The organism is Massilia sp. UYP32 (assembly GCF_050434365.1).
In the GTDB taxonomy this organism is placed as follows: Bacteria; Pseudomonadota; Gammaproteobacteria; order Burkholderiales; family Burkholderiaceae_D; genus Telluria; species Telluria timonae.
The window spans coordinates 74515-95929 of the sequence record NZ_JBNDIK010000013.1; the positions used below are offsets into that span (position 1 = coordinate 74515).

Here is a 21415-nt window from a genome sequence, read left to right on the forward strand (position 1 = left end):
GGATGCGAACCCTGATCGTGGACGATGAACACCTGGCGCGCGCGCTGCTGCGCGAGTACCTGGCGGCGCATCCCGACGTCGAGATCGTGGGCGAATGCGCCAATGGGTTCGAGGCGGTGAAGGCGATCGCCGAGCACGATCCCGACCTGGTCTTCCTGGACATCCAGATGCCCAGGCTGGACGGCTTCGAGGTGGTGGAGCTGGCCGGCGCCAGGCCGCACTATATCTTCGCCACCGCCTACGACCAGTTCGCATTGCGCGCCTTCGAGGTGCACGCGCTCGACTACCTGCTCAAGCCGTTCTCGCGCGAGCGCCTGGCCGAGGCGCTGGCGCAGGCGCGCCTGCGCGCGCCGCAGCCGGCCCGGGCCGGCATCGCCGCGGCGGTGAAGGATGCGCAGGCACGCCAGCAGCCGCTCGAACGGATCCTGATCCGCGACGGCGCCCGCGTGCACGTGGTCGCCGCCGGCAACGTCGACTACATCGAGGCCCAGGACGACTACGTGCGCATCATGGCGGGCGGGAAGGGCTACCTGAAGCACCAGCGCCTGTCCGAGCTCGAGGCGCAGCTCGACGGCGTCGTGTTCGTGCGCATCCACCGCTCGTTCATCGTCAATGTCTGCGCGGTCGAACGCATCGAGCCGGTCAGCAAGGACAACCATTGCGCGGTGCTCAGGGGCGGCGTCAGGTTGCCGATCAGCCGCAGCGGCTACCAGAAGATACGCGAACGGCTGGCGTGAGGTTCACCGGGACCCGAGCTCCCACCAGGCCGGCATCAGGTTCCGGATGCCCGGCTGGGCGAAGCGGTCGTCGATCAGCCACACCACGCCGCGATCCTGCTCGGTGCGGATCACGCGCCCGGCCGCCTGCACCACCTTCTGGATGCCGGGATACAGATAGGTGTAATCGTAGCCGGCGCCGAACAGCGCCTGCATCCGTTCGCGCAGCTGCTCGTTGACGGGATTGACCTGGGGCAGGCCGAGGGTGGCGACGAAGGCGCCGATCAGGCGCTCGCCCGGCAGGTCCACGCCTTCGCCGAAGGCGCCGCCCAGCACCGCGAAGCCGACCCCCGCGCCTTTGACGTCGAAGCGGTCGATGAAGCCCTGGCGTTCGTGCTCGCTCATGCGGCGTTCCTGGCGCCAGGCCGGGATGGCCGGATCCAGCCGCTCCAGCGCGTTCGCCACCTTGTCGAGATAGTCGAAGCTGCTGAAGAAGGCCAGGTAGTTGCCGGGACGTTCGCGGTACTGGCGCGCGATCAGTTCGGCGATGGGCTGGACCGAGGCGGCGCGCACCTGGTAGCGGGTCGAGATACCGCGCGCGACGTGGACCTCGAGCTGGCTCGCCTTGAACGGCGAGTCGACCTCGACCCAGGCCGTGTCTTCGGGCATGCCGAGGGTGTCGAGGCAGTAGTGCCAGGGCCCGAGCGTGGCCGAGAACAGCGTGCTCGAATGGGTGGCGGCGAAGCGCGGCCCGAGGAAGGGCGCCGGCACCACGTTGCGGATGCAGATCGTCGAATCGCGTACGGTGGGACGGTCGGCGTGCCGGCTCAGGTCGCACAGCGAGTGTGGCCCGAACGATTCGGCCAGCCGCACGAACCCCATGGCGTCGAAGTAAAAGCGCTGCAGGTCGGGGTCGAGCGGGCCGGGAAAGGCCGCCAGGTGTTCGTTGATGGCGCTGCCCGCTTCCTGCAGCGCGTCGACCAGCTTCGCTGGAATCTTCTCGAGCAGCTGGTAGGGCGCCGGCGCCGTCTTGTCGACCGCGGTCCAGGCGCGGCCCACGCGCTCCAGCACCTTCTTGACGGCTGGCGGCGAGCCGGCGCGGGCCAGGCGCAGCAGCTCGCGATCGAGCTCGGTGCTGTACATCGAGCGCGCGCGGCCGACCAGGTTGTGGGCCTCGTCGACCAGCAGGCTGGTTTTCCAGCCGTTGGCGAGCGCCAGCGCGTACAGCATGGCGCTGCCGTCGAAATAATAGTTATAGTCGCCGACGATCATGTCGGACCAGCGCGCCATCTCGCTGCCCAGGTAATAGGGGCAGACTTCGTGCGCCAGCGCGACCTCGCGCAGCGCCTCGCGGTCCAGCACGGGCACGGCCGTCGCGGCCGCGCGGGCGGCCGGCAGGCGATCGTAGAAGCCGCGCGCCAGCGGACAGGATTCGCCATGACACTCCTTGTCGGGATGCTCGCAGGCCTTGTCGCGCGCGGTGAGTTCGAGCACGCGCAACGGGGCTTTGCTGCCGGCGCACAGGGTCGCGGCGCCGTCCAGCGCCAGGCGCCGGCCGGGGGTCTTCGCGGCCAGGAAGAAGACCTTGTCCAGCTTCTCGCGCGGCATGGCCTTGAGCACCGGGAACAGGCTGCCCACGGTCTTGCCGATGCCGGTCGGGGCCTGCGCCAGCAGGCAGCGCCCACTGGCGTTGGCGCGGTAGAGGCTTTCGGCGAGCTGGCGCTGGCCGGGGCGGAAGTCGGCATGCGGGAACGACAGCGACTGCAATGCGGCGTCGCGCGCCGCGCGGTGCGCCGCTTCGCTGGCGGCCCAGCCCGAGAAGCGCTGGCACAGCTCTTCGAAGTGCGCGCGCAGCCAGGCGCTGTCGCGCGTCTCGCGCAGCACGGTTTCGACGCCGCTGACGATGTCGTAGTAGACCAGGGCCAGGTTGACCGACTCCATGCCCTGTTCCTGGCACAGCAGGTGGCCATAGACGCGCAGCTGGGCCCAGTGCAGGTGGCGGTGGTTGTCGGGAATGGCGTCCACCCGGCCGCGATGGGTCTTGACCTCTTCGATCAGATTTTCATTGGCGTCGTAGCCGTCGGCCCGGCCGCGCACGTGCAATTCGTTCCATTGGCCGGACAGCGCGACCTCGCTGCGGTAGCCGTCGCCGCGGCGGCCGGCCACGACGGCATGGCCGGCAATGCCTTCCTGGGCGCTGGGGGAGGGGGTGAAGCGCAGGTCGAGGTCACCCTGCTTGGCGGTGAACTCGCACAGGGCGCGTACGGCGATGGTGTAGCTCACGTAATCTCAGGCCGCCATCTCGGTAGGCTCGATCCACTGCAGGTAGCACACGGCGACCGGCATGTCATGCGCCGCGCAGTAGTCGATCCAGCGCAGCTGGTTGTCCTGCAGGCGGTCGCCCGGGCCTTTCACTTCGATCATCAGGTAACGGCCTTCGCTTGGCCAGAACTGGATCAGGTCGGGAAAGCCCGTGCGGTTTTCCTTGACGTCGGCCAGGATGCGTTCGCACCACTTGCGCAGGTGGGCGGCCGGGATGCAGGCCAGGGCCAGCTCGATGAGGTCCAGCGTGACGCCGTCCCAGTGCACGAACGGCGATTGCAGGCCGGCTTTCTCGCGGTACGTGCGCAGGATCGTGTCGCGGTAGCTGCCGCTGTCCAGCTCCGCCAGGCAGGCGGCGAATTCGGCCTGCCGGCGCTGGTGGAAGTCGGCGCTGTGCAGGTCGGCCGGGCCGCGGTGGAAAGGGTGGAAGAAGGCGCCGGGAATGGCGGCGAACACGGCGCGCCAGCACAGCAGGCCGAACAGGGTGTTGGCGAGCGCGTTCTCGACGTAGAACACGGGCGCATCGCTCCCGTGCAGGTGGCCGCGCACGGCGCCCTCGACCCAGCGTTCGCCGTTCGGCGGCGCCAGCGACAGCTCGATGCGCTCTACCTGCGTCTTGGCGCGCGGCGCCAGGCGCGCGTGGCCAAGGCGGCGCGCCAGGCGCGGCGCGATGCGGGACAGGTGCTGGCGCTCGGCTTCGTTCTCGGGCGCGCACTGAGCTGCAAGCAACAGGGCATGGGCCTGCTCGAAGCGCTCGTGTTTTTCGAGCACGCGGATCGCGCGCGCCCGCGCGCCGGGAAAGCGGCAGCGCGCGTAGGCGGCGTAGGCGCCGTCCCAGTCCTTCAGCTTTTCGTAGTGCTGGCCGATCTGGAACGTCAGTTTTTCGCGCCGGCTCTCGAGCCAGTCGTTGTCGAAGGCGTGCACGGGCAGGTCGCGCACCACCTCGTCGACGTCTTCGCCGGCGGCGAAGCGCTCGCGGCAGGCATGCAGCTGCAGGTAGTGGTCGACGTCGGCACGGCGGCGAAAACCGCGCGAGGCGGGCGAGATGTCCACGCTCTCGTAGCGGAACAGGCCGAGGTCGGACAGCACGAAGTCGGTCCAGCCCTGGTGCAGGTTGCCGAAAAAGACCAGGCGCAGGCGGTCGCACAGCGGCTTGACCAGGATGCGCCAGGCGACGTCGGGACAGGCCGGATGCCAGCCGGAGAAGCGGCGCGCCTCGGGGAATGCGGGGCGCAGGGCGTCCAGCTGTTCGTCCTTGCGCGCTGTCTTGCGCGGCAACTGCGCGCCGAAGGCGTCGAGGATCTCGGGCTTGGACAGCAGGTCGAACAATTCGTCGAGCGTGAGTTCGGGGTCGGGTTCGATCCAGCCGGTGCCGAGCAGGTGGGAGGCAGCCTCGACCGGACAACCGATCTCGGCATAGCTCAGTTTGCTGGCGCGGAACAGGTTACCTTTGCGCATGACCATGCGCACGAACAGGGCGCGCGCATTGTGCGGCAAGGTCGGGAACCGGGCCAGGAAGGCCTGTTCGCCGTCGTCGAGCAAATCGCCATAGCGTTCGCCGATCCAATCGAGAACCCGCTGGAAGTTATCCAGATAATAAAACTCGTTTTCCAACACCCTGATCATCACCGAACGCCCACCTGTACTTATATACAGTATAGCGTTTTCTGGCGGCGGCCGCCCGCCAGGTGCGGCCTATTTGCCACGCCTAGCGTGCAGGAGGGGCAGGGGTTTCATCTTCCGCCGGCGCGGCATGACCGTTGGCATGGTAGATCACGGCCGAGATCAGGGCGACGTCGCTGTCGTCCTGGGCCTCGCCGGCGCGTGCGGGATTCACCGTCCGGGCCTGACGCGCGGCCTGGCGTGGCGCCTGGACGCGAGAGCGGGCTGGGGCGGCGGCGCGCGCTTCCGGACGGCGCGCCGGGGCCGTCTTGACGGACGCCGGCGCGGCCTTGGCTGGGGCCGTCGTAGGCGCGGCGGCCGGTTCGAGCAGGCGCAGCGGCGGAACGGGCGCAGGCGCCGCCGCCAGCACCGGGTCTGGCTCCGGTTGGGGCGCCGTGTCGACGATCAAGGCCGTCTCGACCGGCGCCGGGTCCATGCTCGCGATCGGGGCGGGCGCCGCATCGTGCCGCGCCACTTCCATCGGCGCGGGACCGGCGCCGGCCGCCAGCCAGGCCAGGGTCGCCGTCAAACCGACGGCGACCGCCACCGCCGCGCCATACCAGGCCAGGCGCGCGCCGTGACCGGCGCCCGCGCGCCGCGCCGGCTCGCGCTCGAGCTTGGCGAGGATGCTGTCTTCGCGGCCGCCGCGGCGCGCCGACGACATCAGGTTGGGACGCATATGGGCATGCATGCGGTTGTCTTGATTTTCGTCTGATGGACGCACGACATTACTCCTAAGATTGGCTTCTCCTGTTCTGATTAGAAACAATCCTGGGGAGTCCGATGCTGATCTTGATCGCCCTTCTGTACGTTTGTCTCGCTTCAGGCCTGGCTTGGCTTGTTCTTTTTCCAAGTGGACGGGCCTGGATGGCGCGCGGGATGCATGCCATGCGTGGCCTGGCCGGCCGCGCCGGTGCCTGGAGCCATGCCGGCACGCGCGCCGCCGGCGCCATGCGCGACAGCGTCACCCTGTCGCTGCGCGAGCGGGTGGTGCAGGGAGTGCGCCGCCACCAGGTGCTGCTGGCCATCGGCGCGCCGGCGGTGTTGATTCCTTCGCTGCTGGCGCTGGCGCTGAGCAATCCGGCCATGCTGCCGGTGTACGAGGGCAGCAGCGCCTTGCCCGACGAACAGGTGGCGGCGCTGCTGGCCGGCGAGCAGCTGGTGCCGCCGGTGGCGCTGCCGCCCAGCGTGTTCACCACGGCCGAGGTCGAGCTGGTGCGGCCGATGCTGGTCGGCGCCAGCCGTAACTGGGGCTTGCTGCATCCCGACTTCAGCCAGCGCCTGCTGCTGGCGTTCAAGATCATGAAGGAACAGCATGGCTACGAGATGGCGCTGCTCGAGGGCTACCGCAGTCCGGCGCGCCAGGATGAGCTGGCCGCGACCGGCGGCCACGTCACCAATGCGCGCGCCTTCCAGAGCTGGCACCAGTATGGCCTGGCGGCCGATTGCGCCTTCCTGCGCGACGGCAAGCTGGTGATCTCGGAAAAGGATCCGTGGGCCATGCGCGGCTACCAGCTGTATGGCCAGGTGGCCGAATCGCTGGGCCTGACCTGGGGCGGGCGCTGGAAAATGATGGATTTCGGCCACATCGAGTTGCGCATGCGCGGGGTGATGGGGCGCTGAGGCGTCGTCGTCGGTGGGTTGTTGCGCGGTTTTTCGGATTTTGGCCGCATTGCGCAGAGTCAAGCAGCGTGCCGTATGCCCGTGCGACCATTTCCTGTGAGATCTTTCTACAAGAGACCCCGCCATGGCACGACTCTGGAAGTTCCTGACCGACAGCCGCGTGCTGGCCGCGATCGGTCTCACCGCGCTGGCGGCCATCCTGGTAATCGGCGCCGGCCTGCTCGGCGTCGGCCTCGTGTGGGCCGCGATCGGCGCCCTGGCGCTGCTGGCCTGCTGGGGCATCTGGTGGATGCTGCGCCGCGCCTGGCGCGCACGCCAGGCGCGCAAGCTGGCGGGCGCCATCGCCGGGGCAGGCGCCGGCGAGGACGGCGGCAAGGACGAAGTCGCGGTGCTGCGCAAGAACCTGCTGGAGGCGGTCGGCACCATCAAGACCTCGAAGCTGGGCCTGACGCGCGGCGCCGCGGCCCTGTACGAGCTGCCCTGGTACATGATCATCGGGAACCCGGCGGCCGGCAAGAGCAGCGCCATCGTGCACTCGGGGCTGAGCTTCCCGATCCCCGGCAACAAGGCGCTGCAGGGCGTGGGCGGCACCCGCAACTGCGACTGGTTCTTCACCACCGACGGCATCCTGCTCGACACCGCGGGGCGCTACTCGGTGCAGGACGACGACCGCGCCGAGTGGTTCGGCTTCCTCGACCTGCTCAAGCGATACCGCCAGCGCGCGCCGATCAACGGCATCCTGATCGCGGTCAGCGTGGCCGAGCTGATGGCCGGCCCGGCTACCGCCTCGCACGAACTGGCCAAGAACCTGCGCACCCGGGTGCAGGAACTGACCGAGCGCCTGGGCGTGCACGCGCCGGTGTACGTGGTGTTCACCAAGGCCGACCTGGTCGCCGGCTTCCTCGACTTCTTCCACGGCAGCGAACAGGCCGAGCGCGAGCGCATCTGGGGCGCGACCCTGCGCTACAACCGGCGCGCCGCGCCGCAGGACGTGCTGGCCTTCTTCGACGAGCACTTCGACGAACTGGTCGACGGCCTGAAGGAAATGAGCCTGGCCGGCATGGGCGCCAACCGCAGCACGACGCTGCGTTCCGGCGTGTTCACCTTCCCGCTGGAATTCGCCGCGCTGCGCACGCCGCTGCGCGCCTTCCTGGCCACGCTGTTCGAAGAGAATACCTATCAGTTCAAGCCGGTGTTCCGCGGCTTTTATTTCACCAGCGCGCTGCAGGAAGGCAGCGTGCAAGACCTGTCGAGCCGGCGCGTGGCCAGCCGTTTCGACCTGGCGCTGCAGGAGAGAAAGGGGGGGCGAGGGTGCCGGGGAGCCGGCAGGTTCGCAGGCGGGGGCGCAATCCGGTTATTTCTTGCTCGAGCTGTTCCGCAAGGTGGTCTTCGCCGACCGCGAACTGGTCAAGCGCTACACGAATCCGGCCGCGGCGCGCTGGAAGCTGGGCGCCTTCTTCGCCGCCACCATCCTGCTGGGCTGCGCGATGGGCGGCTGGTCGTGGTCGTACATGGGCAACCGCCAGCTGGTCGCCAACGTGCAGTCGGATCTCGACAAGGTGATGAAGCTGCAGGCGGGCCGCATCGACCTGCAGTCGCGCCTGGAGGCCCTCGACATCCTGCAGGACCGCATCGAGCAACTGGAGCGCTATGCCGACGACAAGCCGTGGGCGCTGGGCTTCGGCCTGTACCAGGGCGATATTCTGGCGCGCAAGCTGCGCGACGAATACTTCGCCGGGGTGCGCGCGGTGATGGTCGAACCGGTCGCCGGCGCGCTCGAGACCATGCTCACGGAGGTCAACAACAATGCAGCCGCCCTCGATCCGGGGCGCCAGGTGGCCGCGCCCGCGTCCGTGTCCGCCAGCGCGCCCAGGCTTGGCCAGCCTTACCAGGACGCGTCGCCCACGGATGTCGGCGACGCCTACAACGCGCTCAAGACCTATCTGATGCTGGGCACTAAATCGTATGCCGAGCCGGGCCACCTGAACGATCAGCTCACGCGCTACTGGCGCGGCTGGCTGGAGGCGAACCGCGGCAGCATGCCGCGCGAGCAGATGATCCGCAGCGCCGAGCGCCTGATGACCTTCCACCTGGCCCACATCGACGACCCGGCCTGGCCGCAGATTTCGCCCAAACTGAGCCTGCTCGACACCACGCGCGAGCACCTGCGCCGCGTGGTGCGCGGCACGCCGGCGCGCGAGCGCGTGTACGCCGACATCAAGACCCGCACCGCCACCCGCTTCCCGGCGGTGACGGTGGCGCGCATCGTCGGCGAGCAGGATGCGGCGCTGGTGGCCGGCAGCCACGCCGTCAGCGGCGCCTTCACCCGCGCGGCCTGGGACAAGTTCGTGCTCGGCGCCATCCGGGATGCCTCGAACAAGGAACTGAACACGGTCGACTGGGTGCTCAAGACCACCGCGCGCGACGACCTGACCCTGGAGGGCAGCCCCGAACAGATCCAGAAGGCGCTGATCGACCTGTACAAGGCCGACTATGCGCGCGAATGGTCGAAGTTCGTGCAGGGCGTGGCGATCGCCGACCTGCGCGGCTTCGACGCCAGCGTGCAGGCCATGAACCGCCTGGGCGACCCGCAATCCTCGCCGATCGCCAAGCTGCTGCGCACCATCTATGAAGAGACGGCCTGGGACAATCCGGGCGGCCTGCGCGCGCCCATCGGCAAGACCGAGCGCGGCGTGATCGAGTGGTTCAAGCAGGTGGTCTTGCGGCGGGCGCCGTCCGACGCGCGCACGCTGGCCGACAGCGTCGACCCGTCCCAGCTGCTGGCCCAGCAACAACAGGGGGCCGGCCCGATCGGACGCGAGTTCGCCGGCGTGGCGCGCCTGGTCGGCGCCAGGGAAAAGGAAGCGTCGCTGATGACCGGCTATCTCGACGCGCTGTCGCGGCTGCGCACGCGGCTCAACGCATTGAAGAACCAGGGCGATCCGGGTCCCGGCGCCAAGCAGTTCATGCAGCAGACGCTGGAGGGCAGCGGCTCGGAGCTGGCCGACGCGCTGCGCTACGTCGACGAACAGATGCTGACCGGGATGAGCGACAGCCAGAAACAGGCGCTGCGCCCGCTGCTGGTGCGCCCGCTCACCCAGACCTTCGCCATGATCGTGCTGCCGTCCGAGGCCGAGATCAACAAGACCTGGCAGGCGCAGGTGGTCGAGCCGTTTACCCGCACGCTCGCCGCCAAGTACCCGTTCGCCCAGGATTCCAGCGTCGAGGCGACGCCCGGCGAGATCGGCCAGGTGTTCGGCCCCGAAGGCGCAGTGGCCAAGTTCGTGGGCACGGCGATGGGGCCGCTGGTGGTGCGGCGCGGCGACGTACTGGCGGCGCGCACCTGGGCCGACATCGGCATCTCGCTGGCGCCGCAGGCGGTGGCCGCCTTCCCCGGCTGGGTGGCGCCGCTGTCGAACAACGGCGTGGCGGCCAGCGGGGCGGCCCAGACCGTGTTCCAGGTGCTGCCCCTGAGCGCGCCCGGCACGCTCGAGTACACGCTCGAGATCGACGGCCAGCAGCTGCGCTACCGGAACACGCCGCCCAGCTGGAACAATATGGTCCATCCGGGCCCGCAGGGCGTCTCGGGCGCGCGGGTCTCGGCGGTCACCTTCGATGGCCGCACGGTGGAGCTGTTCAACCAGCCGGGCCAGTTCGGCCTGCAGCGCCTGTTCGAGGCGGCCCAGCGCAAGCGCAAGGACGGCGGGGTGTTCGAGCTGCGCTGGAGCGCGCAGAACGTCTCGGTGGCGGTCGACCTGAAGATCGTCAGCAGCCCGCAGTCCACCGGGGGCGGCCAGAGCCAGGCCCAGGGTTTCCGCGGCCTGCGCCTGCCGCCGGCGATCGTCGGCCGCCATGAAGCCCAGGACGCGGCGCCGGCGCTGGCCAGCGCGGGAGGCCAATGATGCGCGCCGACCGCATCGGCTACTTCGGCAAGGTCCCGGCGCGCGCCGACTTCGTCAAGCTGGCCCACGACCCGGCCGCGATCGGCATGCTCGACGCCTGGCTGGCGCAGGTGATGACCCTGCTGCCGTCGGACGCGCGCTGGCGCTTTCACTACGATGCGATGGCGCCGGTGAGCTTCGCCCTGGTCGGCCCGGCGCGGCACCACGCGGTGGCCGGCCACCTGCTGGCCAGCCACGACCAGTCGGGGCGGCGCTTTCCCTTTCTCGCCACCCGCACGCTGGCGGTGAGCGATCCCGCCGCCTTCGTCGCGCGTTGTCCGCTGGCGTTCGCGCCGCTCTGGGTGTTCCTGGAAGAGATCTGCCCCAAGGTGCTGGGCGAGGGCGACCCCGCCGCCTACCTGCAGGCGATCGCCGACAGCGCGATCGGGTTGGGAGACGAGGCGGCGCTGGCGCGCTGGATGGAGCACGGCACGATCGCCTCGCTCGACGGCCTGCTGGGCCGCGCAGTGTCGAGCGCCAGCGCGAATGCCAGCGCGGCGCGCCTGGTGCTGGCGCTGGGATTGCTGCTGCAGCCGGTCATGCACAGCCAGCCGGCCGAGCTGCATAAGAGCCTGGTGCTGCCGCTGCCGCACAACGCGTCGGCGCGCTATCCGGTGGCCGCCTTCTGGCTCGAGCTGATCACGCCTTTCCTGCGCCGCGCGCAATTCGACCTGGCGCTGTTCATCACGCGCCAGGAAGAACGGCCGGTGCTGGTGGTGGGCTTTTGCGCGGCGCTGGCCGAAACCCTGCGCGCCGTGATCGATCCCCTGGTCGGCGCCGAGCTGCAGGTGCGCCTGCTGGACACGGACTGGATCGACGAGCAGCTGCAGTTCGACGCCGACGTGCGCCAGCTCTCCAGCCACCTGGCCCAGCCCGACCTGCCGCTGTCGCTGGCGCGCGACCTGTTCATGAAGACCTTCATCGGAGCCTGACGTGAAACTTCGCACCCTGACCCTGTTGCTTGGATTGGCCGCCGGATTGGCCGCCGGATTGCCGCTGGCCGCGCAGACGGCGCCAGGCGCGGCCGAGGCCCCGGTCGTGGTCAGCGGCATGGTGGCCGACGAAGCCGCCAAGGCCGCGCTGCTCGAGCGCCTGCGCGCCGTGTACGGTGCGCAGCGCGTGGTCGACCAGCTGTCGGTCGGCACCGTCTCGACGCCTGCCAACTGGAACAATTACGTGGGCAGCCTGATCGGGCCGAACCTGCGCCTGGTGAAGGGCGGCCAGCTGAAAGTCGAGGGCAACAGCGTCAGCCTGCGCGGTGACGTGGCGAGCGAAGCCCAGCGCCAGCAGATCGCCGGCGAGATCGCGGCCCGGCTCAATCCGACCTATACGGTCAACAACGGCCTGCGGGTGACCGTCTCGCAGCAGAGCGTGCTGGATGCGGCGCTGGCCGACCGCATCATCGAATTCGAGTCGGGCAAGGCGACCCTGACCCCGGCCGGCACCGAGGTGCTGGATGGGATGACGGCGGCCCTGAAGAAGCTCAATGGCGTGAAGGTCGAGGTGATCGGCCACACCGACAACGCCGGTTCGCGCGCCGGCAACCTGTCGCTGAGCCAGGCGCGCGCCGAGGCGGTGAAAGCCTATGTGGTGAGCCAGGGGATCGCGGAAGCGTCGATCGCGGTGTCGGGCGAAGGTCCGGACCGGCCGGTGGCCGACAACCGCACGCCGGAAGGCAAGGCGCGCAACCGGCGCATCGAGTTCAAGGTCATCCAATAAGACCTGGGTAGCAGGACCGGCGGCCCCGGGAACCACGATCCCGGGGCTGTTCTGCTTTCAGGGCAGGGTGATGGTCACGTGCGCGGCTTTCGGCGGCAGCTTGACCAGGTCGTTGTAGTGCGCCAGCGCCAGCTCGGACTCGTTGCCCAGCACGGTGCGAAAGCCCAGGTAGGCTCCCAGCCCGGCCAGCGTGAACACCGCCGCCAGCACCCACAGCGAGAGGTCGCTGCGCAGGCGGTTGACCACCTGGTCCGGCCGCTCGGCGTGCGGCGCGAAGCCGCGCGTGCGGCCGCGCATGCGCGCGATCTCGTCGCCCAGGCGCGCCACCAGGTAGTCCAGCTTGTCCTTGCCGTCCAGCGCATAGCGGCCCTGGAAGCCCAGCAGCAGGCACATATGGAAGACCTCCAGCGCCTCGACCTGCTGCGCTCCCTTGGCGCGCAGGTCTTCCAGCCGGTGGAAGAAGTGCTCGCCGGCGAGCTGGTCGCCGAACACGCGCAGCTGCAGCGGACGGGTTTCCCAGGCCTCGCGCACCTCGTAGCTCGAGCGCAGGATGATCTCGTCCACCGCCGAGCAGTAGGCGTACTTGGCCGCCGTCACGTCTTCGGCCGCGATGCCGAGCGCCTTGGCGCTGCGGTCGACGTCGGCCAGGAAGGCGGTCATATTGTCGGCGAAGGCGCCCTTGTCCTGCGGCCCGCAGCCGTTTTTCAGCAGGAACAGGGCGTGGAAGCCTTCGTACATGATGTCGACCAGGCGCTGGCGGCGGCTGCCGGGTTTTCCATCCTCGCCTCGTTGCGCGGCGCGGCGCTCGACGAAGGCGCTCATGCCGACACCGCGATCAGTTCGAGCCGCAGCTCGCGCACGCCGTTCGGCACGTAGACCGAGATCGCCTGGGTCTTGAGCATCGCCTCGTACAGCGCGCCGCGGCCTTCGAGCACGAAGTAATAGGTGTCGGGCCGCACCGGAATCGCGCTCGGCACCTGGGGCGCATGCACCAGCTTCACGCCGGGCAGCGCCGACAGCACGAACTTGTCGACGTCTTCCGGCGCGCCGACCTTGAACTGCAGCGGCACCGCCTCGACCAGGCGCAGCGCCGGCATGTCGGCCGCCACCGCCAGGTACAGGGTGGTCTGGGCATTGATGCGGCCCGAATCGAGCGCGCCCAGGTAGTAGGACGGGCGGTCCTTGTGCAGGGCGATGGTGAAGTAGCGGGACGAGATCACGGTATCCAACAGGTCGCGGATGATGCCGTCCAGGCGCGCGAACTGCGGGCCGGGATCGGCGTGGACGTAGGAAGGCAGGTCTTCGAGCCGGTAGCTGCGCGAATAGGTCATCAGGCCGCCGGCCAGCTCGAGCATGGCGCCGTACAGGCGCTCGGGATGCAGCTCGCGGTGGTGCAGGTAGTGGGCCAGCGCCGCATAGCCGGCGCTGGCCGTGTGCAGCAGCCAGAACGAGGACACGTCGCCGCCGCGGATCTCGACCACGTTGCGGCTCGGCTCGCGCAGATCGCCGTACAGCGCATTGACCTTGGCCAGCAGCTTTTCCATCAGCCGCGCCAGGCCGACGTAAAGGCCGGCGCCGGGCATCGTCACGGCGTCGATCGACAGGCTGGGTGGAATGAAACCGGGGTCGATCTCGAAGCCGCCGGTGGCCACGCGCCGCAGGCGCAGCAGCGCGAAGCTTTCATAGGCTTCCAGCGGCTCGCTGTCGGCCACCAGGCGCAGCGCCTTGCGCAGATAGGTCACGGGGGCGTCGGCGGCCTGGGTATACAAGTCCTGGGTCTCGCGGTCGATGCGCCCGAAGCGCACGTCGATGGTCTCCGGTCCGTCCGGGCCATTGGCGCAGTTGTCGCCGTGCGTGCGCAGCGCCGGCAGGGCGGCGTGATAGGTGACCGTTTGCTGCGCCGGCGGCAGGTCGCCAAGTCGCACCTGCGGCGGCAGCACGTCGTCGCCCGGCGCACGCACCACTTCGCCGTCCGGGAACAGCAGCGCGAGTTCGTCGATGCGCAGGATGTCGCTGCGCAGCGCGTCGAGATCGACCGCCAGCCTGCGCACGCCCCAGCAATACGGGTGCAGTGCGCAGGCGGTCTGGTTCAGGCGCGCTTCGTGGTAGCGGTCCTGCTGCTGGAAATGCTGGGGCCGCAGGAACAGTCCCTCGCCCCATAAGACCTTGGATGGCATGCTCACGATCGCCTCCTCGCCGTTCAGAAAGGACTAGCTTGCAGGAAAGTTGCAAACGATTATTGACAGCGCACAGAGCCCAGTGCCGAAGCGCCGTCTTTGGCGGCGGCGGAGCCCACGCTCATCGCACAGGCGTGCAGGCCGACGTTCAGGCCGTCGCGCTCGGCATCCAGGCTGCTGACCGCGGTGCGCCAGCGGCCGGCGGCCGGGGTGTGGAACAGGGCCACGATGCCGACGTGGCCGGCTTCGCGCGCGACTTTTTCGGTCACTTCGTAGCGTTGGCCCGGCACCAGCATGATCTCGCGCACCTCGACCAGGTCGGCGCCCAGGCTTTCGCGCTCCAGGCGCGGATCGAGGAAGGTGGCGTAGGGCGCGCCCTCGAAGGCATCCTTCTGGCGCAGCTTGTACAGGCGCACCGCCAGCGCCAGCGGCTGGCCGCGCGCGTCCACGTTCAGGCGCGTGGCGGCGTGCAGCTTGAGTGGCACATTGCGCGGCGGCTTTTGCGACTCGGGCAGTTCGGCCGGCTTGCGCAAGCCGGCCGCCTCCAGGGCCACGCTGGCCAGCGGCGCCAGCGCGGCGCCGCCGCAGCCGGCGAGCGCCGTTGTCAGCACGATCGCCGGCACGATGACCACGACCGGCAGCTTGAACGGGTTGGGCGTCCCCATCAACGATCTCCTCGCAATTGTCCTAAGGCACCAGGCTTGGATTGAACCCGATCCCCGCCAGTGCACACTGACACCGCGCAAACGCAAGCGACATCCAACACCCCTTGCTTGAACTCGCTTTTCATTGACAGTGCACAACTTCTTGGCAAGCACGATGCGAATAATGGGGGCTTGTTCACCCACTGGAGAGACGAACATGATCCGCAAACGCCTGTTACCCCTGCTGGTCGGGGTCGCCGCCCTGGCCGGGTGCGCCACCGACGGCACGGGCACGACCGCCAAGCGCGCCGCCGTGTCCGAAAACATCTATGCCGAAGCCGATGCCGCCCTCGCGGCCGGGCAGAGCGACAAGGCCGTGAGCCTGCTCAAGGACGCGAGCAGGGCGCATCCGGTCGACAAGAAGCCCTGGGTGCGCATGGCCCAGATCCGCTTCGACGCCACCCAGTACGGCGACGCCATCAGCAGCGCGCAGGAAGCGCTGGCGCGCGACCCCGACGACACGCTGGCCTACAGCATCCTGGCCGTCAGCGGCCTGCGCGTGGCCAGCAAGGCGCTGGCCGACCTGACGCGCAAGAACAATCTGCAGGGTTCGGTGCGCAGCGAAGCGCAAGACCTGGCCAAGCTGCTGCGCACCAGCCTGGGCGAAGAGGTGCTGGTCACGACCCGCCCGGCCGCGCGCCCGGCGTCGAGCCGCAGGACCCCGAGCCAGCCGGCGGTGGCGGCGCCGCCGCGTCCGGCGGCCAGCAGCGGCAGTCCGTTCGACGTGCTGCAATAAATCCATCTTCCCCCACTGGAGTCGACATGGCCAAGAGCGAAAGCGTACAAAAACGCTTGCAGAAGGTGCGCGCGCCGCGCGTGCAGATGACCTATGACGTCGAGATCGGCGACGCGATCGAGAACAAGGAGCTGCCCTTCGTGGTCGGCGTGGTCGGCGACTTCGGCCTGGATCCCAAGGCCGAGAAGAAGCGCCTCAAGGACCGCAAGTTCGTCAATGTCGACGCCGGCAACTTCGACGAGGTGCTGGGCGCCGTCGCGCCCGTGGCCACCTTCAAGGTCGACAACCACCTGTCGCCGGACGGCGGCCAGTTCGGGGTGCAGCTGCAGTTTCGCGAGATGAACGACTTCCGGCCCGAGTCGGTGGTGCGCTAGGTGGCGCCGCTGGCCGGGCTGCTCGATGCGCGCACCAAGCTGGCCGACCTGCGCAACAAGCTGGCCGGGAACGACAAGCTCGAAGACATCCTGACCGAGGTGCTGGGCAACACCGAAAAACTCGACAGCCTGCGCAAATCGGGCAAGGGAGAGTGAGATGGCGGCGGTATTCGAATCCACCCAAGCTGCGGCGGCGGCGCCGGAACTGGACGCTTCGCTGCTCGACCAGATCGTCGAAGAAAGCCGCGTGGCGGCGTCGAGCAGCGAGCACGAACGCGCGCGCGACCTGATCTCGGAACTGGTGACCCAGGTGATGCAGGGGACGATGGTGATCTCGTCCAACCTGTCGGCCACCATCGATGCGCGCCTGGCGGAACTGGACCGCATGATCTCCGATCAGCTCTCGGCGATCATGCATGCGCCCGAATTCCAGAAGCTCGAGCGCAGCTGGACTGGCCTCAACTACCTGGTCAGGAACAGCACCACGAGCGCCAACCTGCAGATCCGCATGCTCAATGCCAGCAAGCGCGAGCTGGTCAAGGACTTCCAGTCGGCGATGGAGTTCGACCAGAGCACGATGTTCAAGAAGATCTACGAGGAAGAATTCGGCACCTTCGGCGGCGCGCCGTACGGCACCCTGATCGGCGACTTCGAGATCTCGCGCCAGCCCGAGGACATCTACTTCCTCGAGCAGATGTCGCATGTGGCCGCGGCCAGCCACGCGCCCTTCATCACCTCGAGCAGTCCCGAATTGTTCGGCGTCGAGAGTTTCGGCGACCTGGGCAAGCCGCGCGACCTGGCCAAGGTGTTCGACACCGTCGAATACGCCAAGTGGAAGGCGTTCAGGGAATCCGAGGATTCGCGCTACGTCGGCCTGTGCCTGCCGCGCTTCCTGGGGCGCCTGCCATACCACCCGGCCGACGGCATGACGACCGAAGGTTTCAACTACGTCGAGGACGTGGACGGCAGCGACCACTCCAAATACCTGTGGTGCAACGCGGCCTATGCCTTCGGCGCGCGCCTGACGCGCGCCTTCGAGGACTATGGCTGGTGCGCCGCGATCCGCGGCGTCGAGGGCGGCGGCCTGGTCGAGAACCTGCCGACCCACACGTTCAAGACCGACGAGGGAGAAGTGGCGCTGAAATGCCCGACCGAGGTCGCGATCACCGACCGCCGCGAGAAGGAGCTGTCCGATCTCGGTTTCATCTCGCTGGTGCATTGCAAGAACACCTCGTATGCGGCCTTCTTCGGCGCCCAGTCGGCCCAGAAGGCGCGCAAGTACAACAACGAGGCGGCCAATGCCAATGCCGTGCTGTCGTCGCAGCTGCAGTACATCTTCGCCGTGTCGCGCATCGCCCACTACATGAAGTCCATGATGCGCGACAAGATCGGCAGCTTCGCCGCCGCCTCCAACGTCGAAGATTACCTGAACCGCTGGCTGACCCAGTACGTCCTGCTCGACGATAACGCGAGCCAGGACCAGAAGGCGCAATTCCCGCTGCGCGAAGCCAGCGTGCAGGTGTCCGAGGTGCCGGGCCGCCCCGGCGTGTATCGCGCCGTGTCGTTCCTGCGGCCGCACTTCCAGCTCGATGAGCTTTCCGTTTCGCTCCGTTTGGTCGCGGAGCTGCCGCAGTCGACCAAAAGCTAGCACTTATTCTTAACTTACTTGGAGTAGAACATGGCAATTGACGTGTACCTGCAGATCGACGGGATCAAGGGCGAATCGATGGACGACAAGCACAAGGACTGGATCGAGTGCACCTCGGTGGCGTGGGGCGTGAGCCAGCCGCGTTCGGCCACCGCATCGACCGGCGGCGGCCACACGGCCGAGCGCTGCGAGCACCAGGAGATCGCGCTGACCAAGCTGGCCGACCTGTCGTCGCCGATCCTGCTACAGACCTGCTCGGCCGGCAAGACGATCCCGAAAGCCAAGCTGGAATTCATGCGCGCCGACGGCCAGGGCGAGCGCATCAAGTATTTCGAGATCGAGCTCGAGAACGTCCTGATCGGCGGCATCAGCCCCAGCGTATCCGAAGGCAGCATCATCCAGGAGCAGGTCGGCCTGAAGTTCTCGAAGATCAAGTGGAAGTACACCCAGCAGAAGGTCACCGGCGGCGCCGGCGGCAACACCTCCGGCGGCTGGGACCTGGCGGCCAATAAGGTTGTCTGAGCGGCGTCGCCGTTCCCGTTCGCGCGGCGGCTGCACGTCTTGCATTGCAGCGCGCCGCGCATCCGACATCCCCGGGAGGCACCATGAAAGGCTTCACGCCGGGCCTGCTCGACCGCCTGATGGTCGACGAGGGCGCGGCCGGCGCCGCGCTGGGCGTCGAGCAGCTCAAGGACAGCGTCGCGCGCGACCTGGAAGCTCTGCTCAATACCCGCATCGCGCTGGACGTCGCCCACCTCGAAGGCTATCCGGCGGCGCGCACCTCGATCCTGCACTACGGCCTGATCGACTTCGCCGGTTTCTGCCTGACCAGCAGCATCGACCGCGCCGCCGTCTGCGCCAGCATCGAAGATGCGATCGCCACCCACGAGCCGCGCTTGCTCGACGCGCGCGCCGTGCTCGAGCCGGAGGCGGGCGACGTCAACCGCCTGCATTTCGCGATCCATGCCCGGCTGGCGGTCGACGGCCTGCTCGAGCCGGTCAACTTCAATGCGGTGCTGCAGCCGTCGTCGCTGCACTACGAAATCAACCGCGCCGCCCGGCCGCCCCGGGGCTGAAGACGCGGCGCCACCACGCCACCATGACAAGGGAGCCACGATGGACATCAACCTCAAGACGCTCATCTCCAAGCTGAACGACACCACCCGCGCCGCCGCCAGCCGCGCCGCCAGCATCTGCATGGGGCTGGGCCAGTACGAGGTCGACGTCGAGCACCTGTTCCTGGGCCTGATCGAACAGCCGGGCAGCGACCTGACCGCGATCGCGCGCCAGTGCGACATCAGCCTGACCGGCCTGGAAGCCGACCTGCGGCGCGAAGTGGGGCGTTTCGCCACCGGCAGCGCGCGCACGCCCGTGTTCTCGCGCCACCTGCCGCTGCTGTTCGAACATGCCTGGCTGATCGCATCATTGGGCTCGGGCCAGCCGAACCGGATCCGCAGCGCCCATCTGCTGCTGGCGTTGCTGACCGAGCCGTCGCTGGCCCAGCTGGCGCAGCGCGCATCGCCGCTGTTCGGACGCTTCCCGCTCGACCGCCTGAAACACGACCTGGAGCGCCTGACGCGCGGCTCGGTCGAGGCGCCCGAGCTCAAGGCCGAGGAAGCGGTCGGCGCCGGACCGGACCCCGCCTCGGAACTGAGCCAGGCCGCCACCCGCGCCACGCCGGCCCTCGACCAGTACACCTCCTGCCTGACCGGGCGCGCGCGCGACGGCAAGGTCGACCCGGTGATCGGCCGCGACATGGAGATCCGCCAGGCGATCGACATCCTGATGCGGCGGCGCCAGAACAACCCGATCCTCACCGGCGAGGCCGGCGTCGGCAAGACCGCCGTGGTCGAGGGCCTGGCGCTGCGCATCGCCCAGGGCGACGTGCCGGACGTGCTGAAGGGCGTCGAGATCCATACGCTCGACATGGGCCTGCTGCAGGCCGGGGCCAGCGTGAAGGGCGAGTTCGAGAACCGCCTCAAGAACGTCATCGACGAAGTCAAGAAGAGCCCACACGCGATCATCCTGTTCATCGACGAGGCCCACACGATGATCGGCGCCGGCGGCACGGCCGGCCAGAACGACGCCGCCAACCTGCTCAAGCCCGCGCTGGCGCGCGGCGAGCTGCGCACGATCGCGGCCACGACCTGGGGCGAGTACAAGAAGTATTTCGAGAAGGACGCCGCGCTGGCGCGCCGCTTCCAGGTGATCAAGGTCGAGGAGCCGGACGAAGACACGGCGGCGGCCATGCTGCGCGCCATGGCGCCGCTGATGGAACAGCACTTCGGCGTGCGCGTCTACGACGACGCCATCACCGAGGCGGTGCGCCTGTCGCACCGCTACATCAGCGGCCGCCAGCTGCCGGACAAGGCGATCAGCGTGCTGGACACCGCCTGCGCCAAGGTGGCGCTGGGTCAAAGCGCCACGCCGGCGCTGCTGGAAGACTGCGTGCGCCGCATCGAACGGCTCGACGCCCGGATCAGCGCCCTGAACCGCGACGGCAGCGCAAAGAGTGACGCAAATTCGAACCATGCCGAGGTGCTGGCGGCGCTGGGCCAGCAGCGCGCCAGCGCCGCGGCCGAGCAGGAGATGCTGCAGCGCAGGTGGGAAGAAGAGCAGGCGCTGGCCGGCCAGATCGGCAAGCTGCGCGCCGAACTGGAAGCCTCCGGCAGCCGCGACGAGAACAGCGGCGCGAAGGATCTGCGCGCGCTGAACGAAGCCCTGCGCGCGCTGCAGGGCGAGGCGCCGCTGGTGCCGGTGCAGGTAGATGGCCATACGGTGGCCGAGATCGTCGCCGCCTGGACCGGCATCCCGCTGGGCCGCATGGTCAAGGACGAGATCCGCACCGTGGTCAACCTGAAATCGATGCTGGACGAGCGCATCCTGGGCCAGGGCCACGCCAGCCATGTGGTGGCCCAGCGCGTGCGCACCGCGCGCGCCAACCTCGATGATCCGAACAAGCCCAAGGGCGTGTTCCTGTTCGTCGGCACCTCGGGCGTGGGCAAGACCGAGACCGCGCTGGCGCTGGCCGACATCCTGTACGGCGGCGAACGCAAGCTCATCACCATCAATATGAGCGAATACCAGGAAGCGCACAGCGTCTCCGGCCTGAAAGGCTCGCCGCCGGGCTACGTCGGCTATGGCGAGGGCGGGGTGCTGACCGAGGCGGTACGGCGCAATCCCTACAGCGTCGTGCTGCTCGACGAGGCCGAGAAGGCGCATCCCGACGTGCTCGAGATGTTCTTCCAGGTGTTCGACAAGGGCGTGATGGACGATGCCGAAGGACGCCAGATCGACTTTCGCAACACGATCATCATCCTGACCTCGAACGCCGGCTCGAGCCAGCTGATGGCGGCTTGCCTGAACAAGGCGGCGAGCGAGCTGCCCACGCCCGAGCAACTGGCCGAACTGCTGCGGCCGGCGTTGATGAAGCACTTCAAGCCGGCCTTCCTGGGCCGCCTGGCGGTGGTGCCGTTCTACCCGATCGGCGACGAGGTGCTGGCCAACATCATCCGTCTCAAGCTGGCGCGCATCGGCGCGCGCGTGCTGGACAACCACAAGGCCAGCTTCGAATACGACGACGCGCTGGTGGAGGCCGTGCTGCGGCGCTGCACCGAAGTCGATTCCGGCGCGCGCAACGTCGACAATGTCTTGAACGGCACCTTGCTGCCGGAGATCGCCGACAACGTGCTGGCGCGCATGGCCGACGGCGGCGGCATCGCCCGCGTGAAAGTCGGCGCCACCAAGGCCGGCAAGTTCAAGTACGCGATCGAACCGAGAGAAGCCTGAGGAG

Annotated in this window: 15 protein-coding genes and 2 pseudogenes; 11 read left to right on the forward strand and 6 right to left on the reverse strand. The window is 68.6% G+C overall.

Annotated features, from left to right (window positions below; translation table 11 throughout):
- Positions 1-2 precede the first annotated feature (2 nt).
- Positions 3-737 (forward strand): LytR/AlgR family response regulator transcription factor, encoded by a 735-nt coding sequence (locus ABIB42_RS12030; protein WP_005669843.1) that lies wholly within the window; start codon positions 3-5, stop codon positions 735-737.
- Between the two features lie 3 nt (positions 738-740).
- Here the strand turns inward: ABIB42_RS12030 and ABIB42_RS12035 are convergent, their stop codons facing one another.
- The 3 genes from ABIB42_RS12035 to ABIB42_RS12045 form a co-directional block, all read right to left on the reverse strand.
- Positions 741-2999 carry an ATP-dependent DNA helicase gene (locus ABIB42_RS12035; RefSeq protein WP_219863680.1) on the reverse strand — a complete coding sequence of 753 codons (2259 nt, stop codon included), beginning with the start codon at positions 2997-2999 and terminating at the stop codon, positions 741-743.
- A 6-nt stretch (positions 3000-3005) separates the two neighbouring features.
- Positions 3006-4664, reverse strand: a complete 1659-nt coding sequence (locus tag ABIB42_RS12040; RefSeq protein ID WP_219863682.1) for a VRR-NUC domain-containing protein — start codon at positions 4662-4664, stop codon at positions 3006-3008.
- Positions 4665-4746: 82 nt separating this feature from the next.
- Positions 4747-5391, reverse strand: coding sequence for a hypothetical protein (locus ABIB42_RS12045; protein WP_040777692.1), 645 nt, complete (start codon positions 5389-5391; stop codon positions 4747-4749).
- A gap of 92 nt (positions 5392-5483) precedes the next feature.
- Here ABIB42_RS12045 and ABIB42_RS12050 point away from each other — a divergent pair, with 92 nt between their 5' ends.
- From ABIB42_RS12050 to ABIB42_RS12065, 4 genes and pseudogenes are all read left to right on the forward strand, one after another.
- Entirely contained in the window at positions 5484-6323 is an 840-nt protein-coding gene (locus ABIB42_RS12050) for a M15 family metallopeptidase (RefSeq protein WP_040777695.1), read from the forward strand.
- Positions 6324-6447: 124 nt separating this feature from the next.
- Positions 6448-10225: pseudogene (gene tssM, locus ABIB42_RS12055) on the forward strand (type VI secretion system membrane subunit TssM).
- Positions 10222-11196 (forward strand): type VI secretion system-associated protein TagF, encoded by a 975-nt coding sequence (gene tagF / locus ABIB42_RS12060; RefSeq protein ID WP_040777698.1) that lies wholly within the window; start codon positions 10222-10224, stop codon positions 11194-11196. Before tssM ends, tagF begins: the two are co-directional and overlap by 4 nt.
- A 1-nt stretch (position 11197) precedes the next feature.
- Positions 11198-11983, forward strand: a complete 786-nt coding sequence (locus ABIB42_RS12065) for an OmpA family protein (RefSeq protein WP_219863687.1) — start codon at positions 11198-11200, stop codon at positions 11981-11983.
- A 57-nt stretch (positions 11984-12040) separates the two neighbouring features.
- Here ABIB42_RS12065 and icmH read toward each other — a convergent pair whose 3' ends face one another.
- From icmH to tssJ, 3 genes are read right to left on the reverse strand one after another with little or no spacing between them, the layout of a single operon-like run.
- The gene (gene icmH, locus ABIB42_RS12070; RefSeq protein WP_071363217.1) at positions 12041-12805 is read right to left on the reverse strand and encodes a type IVB secretion system protein IcmH/DotU; all 765 of its coding nucleotides are present in this window, start codon (positions 12803-12805) and stop codon (positions 12041-12043) included.
- Positions 12802-14160 (reverse strand): type VI secretion system baseplate subunit TssK, encoded by a 1359-nt coding sequence (gene tssK, locus ABIB42_RS12075; protein WP_219865034.1) that lies wholly within the window; start codon positions 14158-14160, stop codon positions 12802-12804. The genes icmH and tssK overlap by 4 nt, the downstream gene beginning before the upstream one ends.
- 59 nt (positions 14161-14219) lie before the next feature.
- Positions 14220-14825: a type VI secretion system lipoprotein TssJ gene (gene tssJ, locus ABIB42_RS12080; protein ID WP_219863689.1), complete on the reverse strand. Its 606-nt coding sequence runs from the start codon at positions 14823-14825 to the stop codon at positions 14220-14222.
- Between the two features lie 196 nt (positions 14826-15021).
- Between tssJ and ABIB42_RS12085 the strand changes: the two genes are divergently transcribed.
- The 6 genes and pseudogenes from ABIB42_RS12085 to tssH all read left to right on the forward strand — a co-directional run bounded on the left by ABIB42_RS12085 (position 15022) and on the right by tssH (position 21411).
- The gene (locus ABIB42_RS12085; protein WP_219863691.1) at positions 15022-15600 is read left to right on the forward strand and encodes a tetratricopeptide repeat protein; all 579 of its coding nucleotides are present in this window, start codon (positions 15022-15024) and stop codon (positions 15598-15600) included.
- A gap of 26 nt (positions 15601-15626) precedes the next feature.
- A pseudogene (gene tssB / locus ABIB42_RS12090) lies at positions 15627-16130 on the forward strand (type VI secretion system contractile sheath small subunit).
- Between the two features lies 1 nt (position 16131).
- Positions 16132-17622 (forward strand): type VI secretion system contractile sheath large subunit, encoded by a 1491-nt coding sequence (gene tssC / locus ABIB42_RS12095; RefSeq protein ID WP_005669861.1) that lies wholly within the window; start codon positions 16132-16134, stop codon positions 17620-17622.
- Positions 17623-17652: 30 nt separating this feature from the next.
- Positions 17653-18144 carry an Hcp family type VI secretion system effector gene (locus ABIB42_RS12100; protein ID WP_005669863.1) on the forward strand — a complete coding sequence of 164 codons (492 nt, stop codon included), beginning with the start codon at positions 17653-17655 and terminating at the stop codon, positions 18142-18144.
- 83 nt (positions 18145-18227) lie between these two features.
- Positions 18228-18698: a type VI secretion system baseplate subunit TssE gene (tssE, locus tag ABIB42_RS12105; RefSeq protein ID WP_005669865.1), complete on the forward strand. Its 471-nt coding sequence runs from the start codon at positions 18228-18230 to the stop codon at positions 18696-18698.
- Positions 18699-18738: 40 nt separating this feature from the next.
- Positions 18739-21411, forward strand: a complete 2673-nt coding sequence (gene tssH / locus ABIB42_RS12110; RefSeq protein ID WP_219863693.1) for a type VI secretion system ATPase TssH — start codon at positions 18739-18741, stop codon at positions 21409-21411.
- Positions 21412-21415: the final 4 nt, after the last annotated feature.

Excerpts from the sequence above, each read along its gene's own strand:
- ABIB42_RS12030 (WP_005669843.1), top strand. The coding sequence starts at position 3 with ATGCGAACCCTGATCGTGGACGATGAACACCTGGCGCGCGCGCTGCTG.
- ABIB42_RS12040 (WP_219863682.1), bottom strand. The coding sequence starts at position 4,664 with ATGATCAGGGTGTTGGAAAACGAGTTTTATTATCTGGATAACTTCCAG.
- ABIB42_RS12045 (WP_040777692.1), bottom strand. The coding sequence starts at position 5,391 with ATGCATGCCCATATGCGTCCCAACCTGATGTCGTCGGCGCGCCGCGGC.
- ABIB42_RS12050 (WP_040777695.1), top strand. The coding sequence starts at position 5,484 with ATGCTGATCTTGATCGCCCTTCTGTACGTTTGTCTCGCTTCAGGCCTG.
- tagF (WP_040777698.1), top strand. The coding sequence starts at position 10,222 with ATGATGCGCGCCGACCGCATCGGCTACTTCGGCAAGGTCCCGGCGCGC.
- icmH (WP_071363217.1), bottom strand. The coding sequence starts at position 12,805 with ATGAGCGCCTTCGTCGAGCGCCGCGCCGCGCAACGAGGCGAGGATGGA.
- tssK (WP_219865034.1), bottom strand. The coding sequence starts at position 14,160 with ATGCCATCCAAGGTCTTATGGGGCGAGGGACTGTTCCTGCGGCCCCAG.
- tssJ (WP_219863689.1), bottom strand. The coding sequence starts at position 14,825 with ATGGGGACGCCCAACCCGTTCAAGCTGCCGGTCGTGGTCATCGTGCCG.
- ABIB42_RS12085 (WP_219863691.1), top strand. The coding sequence starts at position 15,022 with ATGATCCGCAAACGCCTGTTACCCCTGCTGGTCGGGGTCGCCGCCCTG.
- tssC (WP_005669861.1), top strand. The coding sequence starts at position 16,132 with ATGGCGGCGGTATTCGAATCCACCCAAGCTGCGGCGGCGGCGCCGGAA.
- ABIB42_RS12100 (WP_005669863.1), top strand. The coding sequence starts at position 17,653 with ATGGCAATTGACGTGTACCTGCAGATCGACGGGATCAAGGGCGAATCG.
- tssE (WP_005669865.1), top strand. The coding sequence starts at position 18,228 with ATGAAAGGCTTCACGCCGGGCCTGCTCGACCGCCTGATGGTCGACGAG.
- tssH (WP_219863693.1), top strand. The coding sequence starts at position 18,739 with ATGGACATCAACCTCAAGACGCTCATCTCCAAGCTGAACGACACCACC.